The 14,051-nt window shown below is 35.1% G+C and carries 15 protein-coding genes; 14 read left to right on the top strand and 1 reads right to left on the bottom strand.

Going from position 1 to position 14,051, the window contains the following annotated elements; translation table 11 throughout:
- Nucleotides 1-22: 22 nt before the first annotated feature.
- The 7 genes from R1X58_RS04595 (at nt 23) to R1X58_RS04565 (ending at nt 7,468) form a co-directional block, all read left to right on the top strand.
- The gene (locus tag R1X58_RS04595) at nt 23-466 is read left to right on the top strand and encodes a DUF4199 domain-containing protein (protein WP_240572179.1); all 444 of its coding nucleotides are present in this window, start codon (nt 23-25) and stop codon (nt 464-466) included.
- Between the two features lie 95 nt (nt 467-561).
- A complete protein-coding gene (gene rplU, locus R1X58_RS04590; RefSeq protein WP_240572178.1) occupies nt 562-1,044 on the top strand; it encodes a 50S ribosomal protein L21 in 483 nt (160 codons plus the stop codon).
- A 23-nt stretch (nt 1,045-1,067) separates the two neighbouring features.
- Nucleotides 1,068-1,328 (top strand): 50S ribosomal protein L27, encoded by a 261-nt coding sequence (gene rpmA / locus R1X58_RS04585; RefSeq protein WP_188222886.1) that lies wholly within the window; start codon nt 1,068-1,070, stop codon nt 1,326-1,328.
- A gap of 138 nt (nt 1,329-1,466) precedes the next feature.
- On the top strand, nt 1,467-3,041 hold the full coding sequence (locus R1X58_RS04580) for a tetratricopeptide repeat protein (protein WP_240572177.1): 1,575 nt from the start codon (nt 1,467-1,469) through the stop codon (nt 3,039-3,041).
- A 157-nt stretch (nt 3,042-3,198) separates the two neighbouring features.
- Entirely contained in the window at nt 3,199-6,039 is a 2,841-nt protein-coding gene (locus R1X58_RS04575; protein ID WP_240572176.1) for a TonB-dependent receptor, read from the top strand.
- A 13-nt stretch (nt 6,040-6,052) separates the two neighbouring features.
- A complete protein-coding gene (locus R1X58_RS04570) occupies nt 6,053-7,072 on the top strand; it encodes a phytase (protein WP_240572175.1) in 1,020 nt (339 codons plus the stop codon).
- Between the two features lie 120 nt (nt 7,073-7,192).
- Nucleotides 7,193-7,468, top strand: a complete 276-nt coding sequence (locus R1X58_RS04565; protein WP_240572174.1) for a hypothetical protein — start codon at nt 7,193-7,195, stop codon at nt 7,466-7,468.
- A 180-nt stretch (nt 7,469-7,648) separates the two neighbouring features.
- On the opposite strand, the gene ahcY is transcribed toward R1X58_RS04565, so the two are convergent.
- Nucleotides 7,649-8,965: an adenosylhomocysteinase gene (gene ahcY, locus R1X58_RS04560; RefSeq protein WP_240572173.1), complete on the bottom strand. Its 1,317-nt coding sequence runs from the start codon at nt 8,963-8,965 to the stop codon at nt 7,649-7,651.
- A gap of 128 nt (nt 8,966-9,093) precedes the next feature.
- On the opposite strand from ahcY, the gene R1X58_RS04555 reads away from it, so the two are divergent.
- The 7 genes from R1X58_RS04555 to arfB are packed head-to-tail and all read left to right on the top strand — an operon-like array spanning nt 9,094 to nt 13,864.
- The gene (locus R1X58_RS04555; protein WP_240572172.1) at nt 9,094-9,720 is read left to right on the top strand and encodes a 4'-phosphopantetheinyl transferase family protein; all 627 of its coding nucleotides are present in this window, start codon (nt 9,094-9,096) and stop codon (nt 9,718-9,720) included.
- Entirely contained in the window at nt 9,721-10,446 is a 726-nt protein-coding gene (locus tag R1X58_RS04550; protein WP_240572171.1) for a geranylgeranylglyceryl/heptaprenylglyceryl phosphate synthase, read from the top strand.
- A 51-nt stretch (nt 10,447-10,497) separates the two neighbouring features.
- Complete coding sequence (locus R1X58_RS04545; protein ID WP_240572170.1) at nt 10,498-10,758, top strand: thiamine-binding protein; 261 nt, start codon at nt 10,498-10,500, stop codon at nt 10,756-10,758.
- On the top strand, nt 10,742-11,374 hold the full coding sequence (gene pnuC, locus R1X58_RS04540; protein WP_240572169.1) for a nicotinamide riboside transporter PnuC: 633 nt from the start codon (nt 10,742-10,744) through the stop codon (nt 11,372-11,374). Before R1X58_RS04545 ends, pnuC begins: the two co-directional genes overlap by 17 nt.
- Nucleotides 11,335-11,904, top strand: coding sequence for an AAA family ATPase (locus R1X58_RS04535; protein ID WP_240572168.1), 570 nt, complete (start codon nt 11,335-11,337; stop codon nt 11,902-11,904). Before pnuC ends, R1X58_RS04535 begins: the two co-directional genes overlap by 40 nt.
- Nucleotides 11,904-13,457, top strand: a complete 1,554-nt coding sequence (locus R1X58_RS04530) for a DUF4301 family protein (RefSeq protein WP_240572167.1) — start codon at nt 11,904-11,906, stop codon at nt 13,455-13,457. Before R1X58_RS04535 ends, R1X58_RS04530 begins: the two co-directional genes overlap by 1 nt.
- Nucleotides 13,457-13,864, top strand: a complete 408-nt coding sequence (gene arfB, locus R1X58_RS04525) for an alternative ribosome rescue aminoacyl-tRNA hydrolase ArfB (protein WP_240572166.1) — start codon at nt 13,457-13,459, stop codon at nt 13,862-13,864. The genes R1X58_RS04530 and arfB overlap by 1 nt, the downstream gene beginning before the upstream one ends.
- The last annotated feature ends 187 nt before the right edge of the window (nt 13,865-14,051 follow it).

The following is a 14,051-nucleotide window of genomic DNA, read 5'->3' as shown; positions in this document are numbered from 1 at the left end:
AGAGAATTAATTTTTAGTAAAAATGAAAAAAATAGCTCTTCCTATCCGATTTGGTCTGGTTACCAGTGCCGTTTTAATTGCGTATTTTTTAATTTTGGCTTTGTTTCACAGGCACATTTATCCGGCGTTTAGTTTTTTTAATGCCGTTATTACCGCTTTTGGTATTTACGAAGCCATTAAGCTCACTAAACTAGAAAAACCAGAAGCGTTTTCGTATGGTGAGGGTTTTAAAACCGGACTCATAACTGGTTTTATTGCGGCCATTTTATTTACTTTTTTCTTTTTGTTTTACATTACCGAAATCAATGCCGGATTTTTATCAGAATTATTTAAAGTCCTAAAAGGAGGTTTAGACGCTGATACAGGCTTAGTTACCTTTGTGGTTTTAATCATGGGATTCGCGACAACAGTTATTGCAACTCTGGCAGTTATGCAATTTTTAAAAAATAGTACGCAAACTAAATAAAACGTTTGTAAATTAATTAATTAGCAGTATATTTGCACCCGCCTTATATAAGGTTAGTAGTATTTATAACAAATTTAATTAATAAACGTTACGCTATGTACGCAATTGTAGAGATAGCAGGGCAACAATTCAAAGTTGAAAAAGACCAGAAAGTTTTTGTTAATCGTTTAGCAACAGAAGAAGGTGAAGCAGTATCTTTTGATAATGTACTTCTTTTAAGCGACGGTGACAATGTAACTGTAGGCGCCCCAGCTATAAACGGAGCTCAAGTAGGAGCAAAAGTTTTAAAGCACCTTAAAGGTGATAAAGTAATAGTTTTCAAGAAGAAACGTAGAAAAGGTTACCGTGTAAAAAACGGTCACAGACAAGCTTTAACAGAGATTGTTATTGAAAGTATCGTTGCTTCAGGTGCTAAGCCAGCTGCAAAAGCTGAGAAAAAAGTAGAGGCTCCTAAAGCTGACGCTTCTCAAGACTTAAGCGCTTTAACTGTTGCTGAATTAAGAGAACTAGCGAAAGCAAAAGATATTTCAGGATTTTCTACAATGAAAAAAGCTGAATTAATCGCTGCTTTAAGTTAATAACAAAATAAAATCGAAATAAAATGGCACATAAAAAAGGAGTCGGAAGTTCGAAAAACGGTAGAGAATCAGAATCGAAACGATTAGGTGTTAAGATTTTTGGTGGTCAGGCTGCATTAGCTGGAAACATTATCGTTAGACAAAGAGGTAACACACACCACCCAGGTGAAAATGTTTACCAAGGTAAAGATCATACTTTACACGCTCAAGTTGATGGCGTTGTAAAATTCACTAAAAAGAAAGACAACAAGTCTTACGTTTCTATCGAGCCTTTCGAAGCTTAAGAAACCGTTCTTTTTAAGATATTAAACCCTTTCTGTTTACAGGAAGGGTTTTCGTGTTTAATAATTATAAGTTAATATTAAATACATTTTCAAGTAATATAAGTTATGTTTCTTTAAAGTTTTATTTGGAAACTTGCGATGGTATATTACTTAAAATTACTTTTAACTTCATGTTTTATTATTCTGTCGGTTTTTGGGCAGGCTCAGGATTCAATCACTTCTTTTCAGGTCGATGTAAAATTCACTAATTTAAAGTCGCAATTAAAGGATGCTCGTTTTAAAGAAGATTCTCTAGTAATAGCGACAATTTACACAAAACTTGGGGACTTTTATTTGAATTTAGGTCTCGATAGTGAAGCTGTAAAAGAATACCATTTAGCGCAGGATTATCACAATAACAAAGATACTTTATTTGTATGGCTCAATGCGCGTTTAGCCCAAATTCATCTTGGTTTTAAACAATTTGATGAAGCTAAATCTTTTTTAAAAGAAAGCTTAGAGGTAGCAAATTATCTAGATTATAAAAAAGGATTAGCAAAGGCTAATGCCTTATTAGGAAGTGTTTCTGAAAAGGAGCAGAGATATGATGATGCGTTAAAATATCAAAACACTAGTTTAGAACTCTATCAAACCTTAAAAGACAGCACGGGATTGGCTATAACCAATGAAAATATTGGAAGTATTTATGAAGATCTTGAACAGTATGATGTAGCTTACAGATATTTTTTAAAAGCATTTAATTACGCAAAAAACAGCACTTCAGATACCCGAAACAATATTCTTAACAATCTTGGTGATGCCAATCGTAAATCGGGAATATATGATAAGGCATTGTTTTATACGGAGCAAGCTTTAAGTTTGGCCCTGCAAACTAAAAACGGATCGCAGCAGGAGAGTGCTTTAAAAGATATGGCGCGCACGTATGCCGAAATGGGTGATTTTGAAAAAGCTTACCAATATCTGAGTAATCAAACCGTAGCCAACGAACAGGAATTGAAACGCCACAACGCCGAATTGGTAAGTTCTTTACAGATTTTACATGAAGTAAAGGAACGAGAAAATCAACTTGAGCTTTTAAGTAAACAAAATGAAATAAGTAAGCAAAGGCAACTGGTTATTGTTTTGTTTGCTGTTGCTTTAACTGTTGTATTTTTTGCGATTTTAGTCTATTTTAAAAAGAAAAAGAAACAGGAAAAAACCATTCTTCAATTTAAACAGCAATTATTAAAAGCCGATTTAGAAAAGAAAACTTCAGAAGAAAAAGCATTAAAACGTGAAATCGACATTCAGGTGTCGGCATTAACGAATTACAGTTTAAATCTGGCGCAAAAAAATAAAATGCTTGCTGATGTTTCCAGAACTTTGATTAATGTAAAGGACAGAAATAGCGAGTTTATAAAAAGTAAACTAGAAAGTATGGCGAAAGATATCGATTTTGAACTGTCGCAACAAAACGAATGGAGTGAATTGTTAGGTTTCTTCGGGCAAATTCATCCAGGATTCTTTGATAAATTAAAAGCAGAAGCTATAGAAGAGCTTTCAACTTCCGATTTACGCTTGTGTATGCTTATACGATTAAACTTGTCTTCAAAAGATATGGCATCCATTCTTCATATTACACCCGATAGTGTTCGGATTGCACGTTACCGCATGCGAAAAAAATTACCGCTTCAGCCCAAAGAGAAGTTAGATGTGTTTCTGGCTAATGTATAGTGAAACTTAATGCAATGTTACCTGAATGTTAATGTTGCTTTGTAATATACCCTAGACACGGGAGGTTGTTACGGTTTGTTAACACAGGCTTTAGCTATTTAAAAGAGTTGGTTGGTAGTTTTGCTCCAAGAATTTAACTAAAATAATCAACTCAAAAATGAAACACTATTTAGTTTTTTTAATGCTGCTTGGATTTACTATAAGTAGCTTTTCACAAACCGGAAATATACAAGGGGTTATTACCGACGAAAATGGTATTGCGGTACCAGGAGCCACTGTGGCAGTTCAAGGTTTTAATAAAGGAGCAGTTACCGATTTCGATGGTACGTATACATTAGTAGAAGTACGCGAAGGTCTTCAGAAATTAATTGTTAGCTTTTTAGGTTATGCCAGCGTGGAGAAAGAAGTTACTGTTAAAGCAAACCAGACTGTAGCTTTAAATATTACCATGAGTTCTGAGTCTACCACTTTAGATGAAGTCCTTATTACAGGGTATGGTTTAGGCGGACAGGCCAGAGCATTAAATACGCAAAAGAACAAGCAAAATATTACCAATATCGTGTCTACCGATCAAATTGGAAAGTTCCCGGATGCTAATGTTGGAGATGCTGTAAAACGTATTCCTGGTATTACCATGCAAGTCGATCAAGGGGAGGCGAGAAACATTATTATTCGTGGTTTATCACCACAATTAAACTCTGTAACCTTAAACGGCAGTCGTATTCCTTCGGCTGAAGGTGATAACCGTAATGTTCAAATGGATTTAATTCCATCAGACATGATTCAAAGTATTGAGGTAAATAAAGCGGTAACTCCAGATATGGATGCCGATGCACTTGGTGGTTCGGTAAACTTAATTACCAGAACGTCACCTCAAGGTTTTCGTTTATCGGCAACTGCTGGTTCTGGTGTTAACTTTATTACCGATAAGCGTATTTTAAACGGATCGTTCTTATTAGGAAACCGTTCTAAAAACGATAAATTCGGTTGGATGGTTTCAACATCTATTAACGATAATGACTTCGGAAGTGATAACGTTGAAGCCGAATGGGAAGACGAATTCGAGTTCAATAATGGCGACGAAGACAACTTAGAAGAAGTTGCTGTTAATCCGTATGCTAAAGTATTTGAAATTAGAGAATATTTAGTGCAACGTGTGCGTCGTAGTTTTTCGGCTAACTTCGATTATAAATTAGATCAAAACAACAATTTATACTTCAAGTCAATCTATAACTGGAGAGACGACCGCGAGAACCGTTTCCGTTTAGAAAATGAAATTTTAGATGGGGAAGATATTGGTGCAGACGATTTCACTGTTGATGCTAACGGAAATTTAACCAGTTTTCCTGTTGAAGCGAAACGTCAAACCAAAGGTGGTATTGCTGGCGGACGTAACAAAAATGCACGTCTTGAAGATCAGCGTATGCAAAACTACAGTTTAGGTGGAGATCACTTATTTGGTAGTGTAAAATTAGATTGGATGGCATCTTACTCAAAAGCTTCAGAAGAACGATTAAACGAGCGTTATTTAGAATATGAAAGTGAATACGGTGTAGCATTCAACAATAACGGAGATAAGCCATTATTTACGCCATTAAACGCTGCCGATGCTGATTTTAGCTTATTTGAATTAGATGAAATTACCGAAGAAAATCAGTATACCGAAGAAGAAGATGTTAATTTCTTTGTAAACGTAAAAGCGCCTTTAACTTTGGTTGAAGATCAGGAAGGGTTTTTAAAATTCGGATTTAAAAGTCGTTTGAAAAATAAAAACAGAACCAATGACTTTATGGAATATAGCGATGAAACCGGAGCTTTAGATATTTTAGGTGATATTCCAACCAGAAATTATTCCGATAACGATTTCCTTGCCGGAAGTCAGTATCAAATTGGAAGTTTTGCTTCAGCAGATTATTTAGGAGGTTTAAACCTTTATGATAGTAGCCTTTTTGAAGGTGAAGATCTTCCGGATGAATATTTAACAGCTAACTTCGATGTAAACGAAAATGTTTATGCAGGTTACGCGATGTTAAGTCAGCAGTTTTCAGATAAGTTTACCGTATTGGCGGGTGTGCGTTTAGAGCATACAACCATTGATAGTGAGGGAAATACTTTAGTGTTTAACGAAGATGGTGACTACGACGGCACGCAAATTGTTAAAGATAAAGGCAACTATACAAACCTGTTGCCTGGTGTACATTTAAAATATAATGTGGCCGATAATACGGTGTTGCGTTTTGCATGGACAAACACTTTGGCGCGTCCTAACTATGTAGATTTAGTGCCATACCAGGAAATTAATAATGAAGATGAGGAGATTTATTTTGGTAACTCTGAATTAAACCCAACAACATCGATGAACTTCGATATTATGGCCGAGCAGTATTTTAAATCTGTTGGATTATTATCGGGAGGGGTGTTCTATAAAGATATTCAGGATTTTATCTATACCAATGTTTCTGAAGACGACAATGGATTTGAAGTTTATAAACCATTAAACGGAAACGGTGCAACAGTTTTTGGTGCTGAGGTGTCTTTACAACGTCGTTTAGATTTCTTACCAGGCTTTGCTAAAAACTTTAGTATTTATTTAAACTACACGTATTTAACATCTAATACCGATGGCATTTACAACGAAGATGGCGACGAGCGTACCGATTTAGATTTGCCAAATACAGCACCAAACATGTTTAACGGGTCGTTGGGCTATGCCGATAAACACTTTAGCGTACGTTTATCAGGAAACTTCTCTGATGCTTATGTTGATGAAATTGGTGGTCGTGCTTTCGAAGATCGTTATTACGACAAACAGTTTTTCTTAGACTTCAATGCTAACGTAGCTTTATCTAAACAGTTGAGTTTATATGTAAATTTAAACAACATCACCAACCAACCATTACGTTATTATCAAGGGGTTAAAGGAAGAACCATGCAAATGGAATACTACGAAAAACGCCTGAACTTTGGTTTAAAATACGATTTGTTTAAAAAGAAGTAAGATTAGAATATAAATGAAGAAATTAAAAATAAATTTAGTTTTAGGTGCCGCAGCGTTAATGGTAAGCTGCGGGCCTAAACTACCCGAAATTGTAGCAACAGCAATAACCGAAACTACACCTCATGATACCGACGATCCTGCGATTTGGGTGAACAAAGCCAATCCGGAACAAAGCATTGTGTTCGGAACCGATAAAGATGAGGTTAATGGCGGAGTTTATGCTTTTAACCTTGACGGAAAAATAATTCCAGAAAAGAGTTTAACAGGTGTAAGTTATCCCAATAATGTGGATGTAGAATATGGTTTTAAACTTAATGATTCTACACAAACCGACATTATGATTTTCACCGAAAGAGAAAAGCACCAGGTTCGTGTGTATTCGGTGCCAGACATGACCCCTTTAGATAACGGTGGTTTTAAAGTATTCGCCGATGAAACTGATGTGGAGATGAAACGACCAATGGGCGTTTCAATTTATAAAAATCCGAAAAGTGGAGCTATTTCCTTTTTTGTAAGTCGAAAAGTAGGACCAACCGAAGGGTATTTATATCAATACGAATTGATGTCTGATTCATTAGGTGTAAAAGCGAACTTGCTTAGAAAAGTAGGGACCTTTAGCGGACAAAAAGAAATTGAAGCTATCGCGGTTGATGATGCTTCAGGAACGCTGTATTATTCAGATGAAGGTGTAGGCATTAGAAAATACCATGCCAATCCGGAGCAGGGTAGTGAAGAAGTGAGTCTTTTTGGAGGTGAGCATTTTAAAGCTGATATCGAGGGAATCGCTATTGCAAATTACAATGATAAAGGGTTTTTAGTAGTGTCTAACCAGCAAGCCCACACGTTTAATGTCTTCGATTTAAAGACTAATACGTTTATTAAAGAAATTAATTTAGGAACTGTTGAAACCGATGGTTGCGATGTAACTACTATAGCTTTAGGAGGGAAATATCCTAGCGGATTGTTTGTTTCTATGAGCGACAATAAAACATTTTTATTTCATGACTTAAGTTTGCTTAAGTTAGTTGATTAGTTAGTTTTTTTGAATGTAAAGCCTTCCTTTAAACAGGAAGGCTTTTTTTATTGATTTTTTCGGAAGAATTGATTAATTTAATGCAAGTTAAATGAGTTGTTTCTCTTAAAATTCAAGCTTATGCATCTTCCGTTTAGATCTGAAATCAGAAATTCCCCAAAGCAACAAACCATTAAAATTTATTTAGGTGACGAATCGCTAGATGAAAAGATTAAAAAGCACTTAGAACATTTTAATGAAATCGATTTTATAGAAATAAGAGAAACTGTTGAGCAAAATCGGTCGAATGAAAATATTACGGTATTCCTTAAAGATGATGTAGATATAGTTAAGATGCAAAAGGCAATAGATTCCAGTTTATGGTGGTATTTCGAAGAGGATGTGGTTGATGAATAGTTGCGCAATAGCGATTGCAGCGGCATCCTTTTCTGAGAGGTTGAAATACATTCAGTACGAAGAAAAGATATAGCGGAAAGCGCGGTGCTTTAGTAATTGCCCAAAATAAAAAATCCCAAGCCTTGAAACTTGGGATTTTGTGTATAAAGAGATGCTGAATTTATTTCAGCATGACAAATTTTAATATCTGTAGTGTTCAGGTTTGTAAGGCCCTTCAACAGTTACACCAATGTATTTAGCTTGTTCATCGCTAAGCTCGGTAAGCTCCACACCAATTTTAGCTAAGTGTAATTTGGCAACTTTTTCGTCTAAGTGCTTAGGTAACATGTAAACTTCGTTTCCGTAAGCTTCGGCGTTAGTCCAAAGTTCGATTTGAGCTAAAGTCTGGTTTGTGAATGAGTTACTCATTACAAAACTTGGGTGACCTGTAGCACATCCTAAGTTTACTAAACGACCTTCAGCTAAGATAATTATATCATTCCCATCAACGTTGTATTTATCAACCTGAGGTTTGATTTCTACTTTCGTGTTTCCGTAGTTTTGGTTTAACCAAGCCATTTGGATTTCGTTATCGAAGTGTCCAATGTTACAAACGATGGTTTTATCTTTCATCGCTTTAAAGTGCTCAGCTCTAACGATGTCTTTATTTCCTGTTGTTGTGATGATGATATCAGCATTACCAACAACGGTTTCTAATTTTTTAACTTCGTAACCGTCCATTGCAGCTTGTAAAGCACAGATTGGGTCTATTTCTGTTACAGTAACAATACTTCCTGCACCTTTAAAAGAAGCAGCAGTTCCTTTACCAACATCACCATAACCACAAACCACAACGCGTTTTCCGGCTAGCATCACGTCGGTAGCACGACGAATCGCATCTACTGCACTTTCTTTACATCCGTATTTGTTATCGAATTTCGATTTAGTAACCGAGTCGTTAACGTTAATTGCCGGCATTGGTAATGTTCCGTTTTGTACACGCTCGTAAAGTCTGTGAACTCCTGTGGTTGTTTCTTCAGATAAACCTTTAATTCCAGCAGCTAACTCCGGGTATTTATCTAAAACCATATTGGTTAAATCGCCACCATCATCAAGAATCATATTTAATGGTTGTCTGTCTTCACCAAAGAAAAGGGTTTGCTCGATACACCAATCGAATTCCTCTTCGTTCATGCCTTTCCATGCATAAACAGCAGTTCCCGCAGCAGCAATAGCAGCAGCAGCCTGATCTTGAGTTGAGAAAATATTACAAGAACTCCAGGTTACTTCGGCACCTAAAGCCTGTAACGTTTCAATTAATACAGCCGTTTGAATAGTCATGTGTAAACATCCGGCAATACGAGCACCTTTTAAAGGTTGAGAAGCACCATACTCCTCGCGTAAACTCATTAATCCCGGCATTTCAGCTTCGGCTAATTCTATTTCTTTTCTACCCCAGTCTGCAAGCGACATATCTTTTACTTTATGTGCTACGTAAGGAATTGTTTTTGTACTCATATCAATCTTTGTTTTGTTTTTAAAACTAAACATTCTTGTGGTTAAAACATAAATAGTTAAATTCGCCTGTCAAGAATGTAAAATTGCCTTAGGCGGTGCAAAGATAACCATAACTTTTAGAATATTAAATGCCTCTTTATAAAACCATTACTCCAAATTCACAAACTACTGTTAAAATCTGGAAAATAACAGAGTCGTTTGATGATTTAATGCAGGGATTAACCTTAAAACCAGAAAGTTTGAATCGCGTTTTAGGAATGAAAAGTGAAATGCACCAGCGCGGATTTTTAAGTGTGAGGCATCTTTTAAAGGCTTTCGGATATGATGATTCTGATTTGTTTTATGATGAAAATGGCAAGCCGCATTTAAAAGATGGTAAACAAATATCTATTACGCATTCCTTTAATTTTTCGGCGGTGATTGTTAGTGATGGTATTATTGGAATTGATATTGAAAAACAAAGGAAAAAAATTCAGGTGATTGCTCATAAATTTATTGATTATGAATACAATTATTTAGATGAAAACGCCGAAAATTACATTAATAAGCTTACTATAATTTGGTGTGTTAAAGAATCGCTTTATAAGCTTTTTGCAACACCAGGACTTAGTTTTAAACAACACTGTTTAATGATTCCAGCTTCTGATAATGCCAGCGAAACCATTGCCTGGATTGATTATGAAGATAAAAAATACAGATATAACGTTCAGTTTTTAGAATTTGAAGGTTTTACCTGTGCCTATGCCATGGCTTAAATGAAAACGGTTTATAAAGACATATTCTCGGCTATTGATTCTGGTAAAAAGTTACTTGCCATTTTAATTGATCCTGATAAGTTTGCTGTTGAATCTGTTCCGGAGTTCATTACAAAGGTAAATGCTTCGGTGGCGACGCATATTTTTGTAGGTGGAAGCACCGTTGAAGATGACGCGACTCATATTTTGGTTGAAGCTATAAAAACATACACATCATTACCTGTGGTTTTGTTTCCAGGAGATGTCACGCAAATTACTCCTAAAGCCGATGCCTTGTTGTTTTTAAGTCTCATTTCAGGTAGGAATGCTGATTATCTTATAGGGAAACATGTCGCATCTGTTTCAAGACTTCGGGGTACAAATTTAGAAGTTATCCCAACAGGATATTTGCTTATTGAAAACGGCAAAGAAACCGCTGTACAACGTGTAACAGGAACCAATCCAATACCAAGGATTCAGATTGAAAACATTGTTGATACAGCCAAAGCAGGTGAGCTTCTCGGAATGAAATTAATCTATCTGGAAGCTGGTAGCGGAGCAGTGCATCCGATAACTTCTGAAATTATAACTTCAGTTAAAACTGAATTGAATATACCTTTAATCGTTGGTGGAGGCATTCGAAGCAAAGAACAATTACAATTGGCATACAACTCAGGAGCTGATATGGTTGTTATTGGTACTGCTTTTGAACAAGATGAATTGTTTTTTAATGATTTGTCTAATTAAGATTATTTAATTCTATATTTTTAAATATAACACTTCGGAATAATTAATATTATGAAAATATCAGTAGAACTTACACTAACCCCATTACACGACGATTACGAACCCGCAATTATTCATTTTATAAAAAAATTAAGAGCTTCAAATCTTACAGTTTTAGAAAATCCTTTAAGTACGCAAGTTTATGGTGATTACGATGAGGTGATGCGTGTTTTAACTTTAGAAATTAAAGAAGCATTTGAACTTTTAGAGCGTGGTTTGCTGTATATGAAAATTGTAAAATCTGATCGTCACGATTATGAGCCACATTTTTAATTGGTTGTTTTCGCAATATCAAGGGGTCGAAACTCATTTAATTGTACTTGAATTACTTGGTGTTTTCTTTGGGTTTTTAAGTGTCTGGTATTCCAAGCAGGAAAACATTCTAGTTTATCCAACCGGGATTGTAAGTACCGCGATTTTTGTGTATATTTTATGGGTTTTTAGCCTTTTGGGCGATATGCTAATAAATGCTTATTATTTTTTAATGAGTATTTATGGCTGGTATTACTGGACACGAAAGGATGGAGATAATCACCAAGTTCTTATAACAAAAATGACCAAAAAGGAACATATGTGGAGTGTCGCTATTTTTGTGTTTACCATGTTGTTCGTAGCTGTTGTTTATGTTATTAGCGATAAATTTGATAACTGGACGGCTTATGTTGATACTATTACAACAGCCATATTTTTTGTGGGAATGTGGCTTATGGCTAAAAAGAAATTAGAAAACTGGACGTATTGGATTATCGGTGATATTATTTCGGTGCCTTTGTATTTTTATAAAGGACTCATTTTTACGTCATTTCAATATTTGTTATTTACCGTAATTGCAATATATGGATATAAAGCATGGAGGAAGACTTTAAGCAACAGTCAAGTAGCTGCATAAAAATAGTTTTGTTCGGCCCCGAATCTACAGGGAAAACAACCTTGTCGAGACAATTGGCACGGTATTATAATTCGGTTTGGGTGCCAGAATACGCACGTGAATATTTGCAAAATAAATGGAATAACGAACGTAAAACCTGTGAGCCGGAAGATTTGCTTCCTATAGCTAAAGGACAAATAAAATTAGAAAATAAATTAGCTAAAAAAGTAGACGATATCTTAATCTGTGATACTGATTTGCTGGAAACTAAGGTGTATTCTGAAGCGTATTATTTGGGTTATTGTGACCCAGTTTTAGAAAAATATGCATTGGAAAACACTTACAGTTTATATTTTTTAACTAATATTGATATTCCGTGGGAAGCCGACGATTTGAGGGATAAGCCAAACGACAGGGAGGCAATGTTTGAAGCTTTTCATAATGCTTTAGTGAAGTATAAGCGACCTTTTGTGCTGCTTAGCGGGAGTAAAAAGGAGCGTTTGGAAACAGCAGTAAAGCATATTGATAAACTATTGAAAAAGAAAAATTAATGATTGCAGAAAAAGAGGTGATGTTTACCGATAAGGATATCCGTCAAATTGAAAGTCATGGTCTTACCCAAGATAAAGTTATTGACCAAATTGAGTGTATTAAATCTGGAATGGAGTACTCAAATTTGGTTGAAGCGGCTACCATTAATAAAGGTATTTTAAAGTTTGATAAACAAGGCATGCAGCAATACGTTGATTTGTACAACAGTAAGTTGAATGTTTTAAAAGTCGTGAAATTTGTGCCGGCATCTGGAGCTGCAACCCGAATGTTTAAATTTATCTATCAGTTTTTAAAAGACTATCATGAGGATGAAGAACGTTTGGGGCATTATTTAAAAACACATAAAAACTTTTGGGTGTTTGTTAATGGTTTAGAAAAGTTACCTTTTTTCGAGAATGTTGTTTCTAGAATTTCAAATTATTCTGAATTAGCAGTAGAGGAAAAATATATAGCTTTCGTAAAAGTTATGTTGGCTGATGATGGTTTGAATTGTAGTGCTTGCCCAAAAGGACTGTTGCCGTTTCATAAATATAATGATGAGGTATTAACGGCCTTTCATGAGCATTTGTTAGAGTCTACCTTGTATGCCTCTTCAAATAATATTTCGAATTTGCATTTTACTATTTCTGAAGGACATACTAAAAAATTTCAGAAAGAGTTAGAAAATGTTCAACAAAAGGTACAAGATAAAACCGGGACTAAATTTAACGTCTCGTTTTCTTATCAAAGTAAATCGACCGATACCATCGCCATAAAATCCAATAACGAATTATATCGAACTCCGGAAGGAAATTTATTGTTCAGACCGGCAGGTCATGGGGCGTTGTTAGAGAATTTAAATAGGCTTGACGCAGATTTAATTTTTATAAAAAACATTGATAATATTGTTGTTTTAGAACAAAATAAAAAGCAGAGCGAATATAAAAAGTTGTTGGCAGGTGTTTTGTTAGATGCTCAGGAAAAAGCTTTCCAGTATTTAAATGAATTAGATAAAGAAACGGTTTCGGAAAGAAAATTATTGGAAATAGCTATGTTTTTAACGCATAGAATGAATTTAAGATTAGATGCCGAATTCGATGATTTTAGTTTTAATGAGAAAGTTTCTTATTTATATAAAAAATTAAACCGACCAATTCGTGTTTGTGGAATGGTTAAAAATGAAGGTGAACCTGGAGGAGGACCGTTTTGGGTAAAAGATTCGGAAGGGCATGTGTCTTTACAAATTATAGAGTTTGCTCAAATTAACGTGGAAGATAAATCTCAAAAAGCTATCGTAAAACATGCCACGCATTTTAATCCGACAGATTTGGTTTGTGGAACAAAAGATTATAAGGGCAATAAGTTTAATCTTCACGATTTTGTAGATCCTAAAGCTGCTTTTATAACTATTAAATCTCAAAACGGAACGGATATTAAAGCATTGGAATTACCTGGTTTATGGAATGGAAGTATGGCCGATTGGAATTCTATTTTTGTAGAAGTGCCTTTGTCAACATTTAACCCGGTTAAAACGGTTAACGATTTGTTGAAACCGGCACATCAAGTAGTGTAATGTTTAAAAAAGAAGCTTTAATACAAGAATTAAATTTCAAAGCAATCAGAAGTTCTGGCTCTGGTGGGCAACATGTCAATAAAGTGGCTTCAAAAGTTGAGTTAAGTTTTAGTCTGAATGATTCGCTTGTTTTTGATGATATTCAAAAAAGCAGACTTCAAAACAAACTTCAAAATAGATTGACTAACGATGGGGTTTTAATCCTTCAATGCGCAGAAAGCCGAAGTCAGCATAAAAATAAAGAACTTGTTATAAAGCGTTTTCTTGATATAATGGAAAACGCTTTGATAGTTCAAAAGAAGCGTGTGCCGACTAAAATTCCTAAATCTGTAATTAGAAAACGCATAAAAAGTAAGAGGAATCAGTCTTTAAAAAAGGAAAATAGAAAAAAGCCAGATTTAGACTAAATAATCCGAAATTGCTTATTACCTTTGCGCCGTTCTCATAAAGGGGTGCCTATATCGGCTGAGATCATACCCATTGAACCTAGAACAGGTAATGCTGTTTAGGGAGGCGAAGAATCGCTGTTTGGATAAATTTATTTATCAAATTATTTAATCAAAATTAGTTAAGAATAATAACCTCTTTTTATTC

This window comes from Aestuariibaculum lutulentum, assembly GCF_032926325.1.
Classification (GTDB): domain Bacteria; phylum Bacteroidota; class Bacteroidia; order Flavobacteriales; family Flavobacteriaceae; genus Aestuariibaculum; species Aestuariibaculum lutulentum.
Note: the sequence above shows the minus strand (reverse complement) of the source record. Positions and strands in the feature narration are given on the sequence as shown.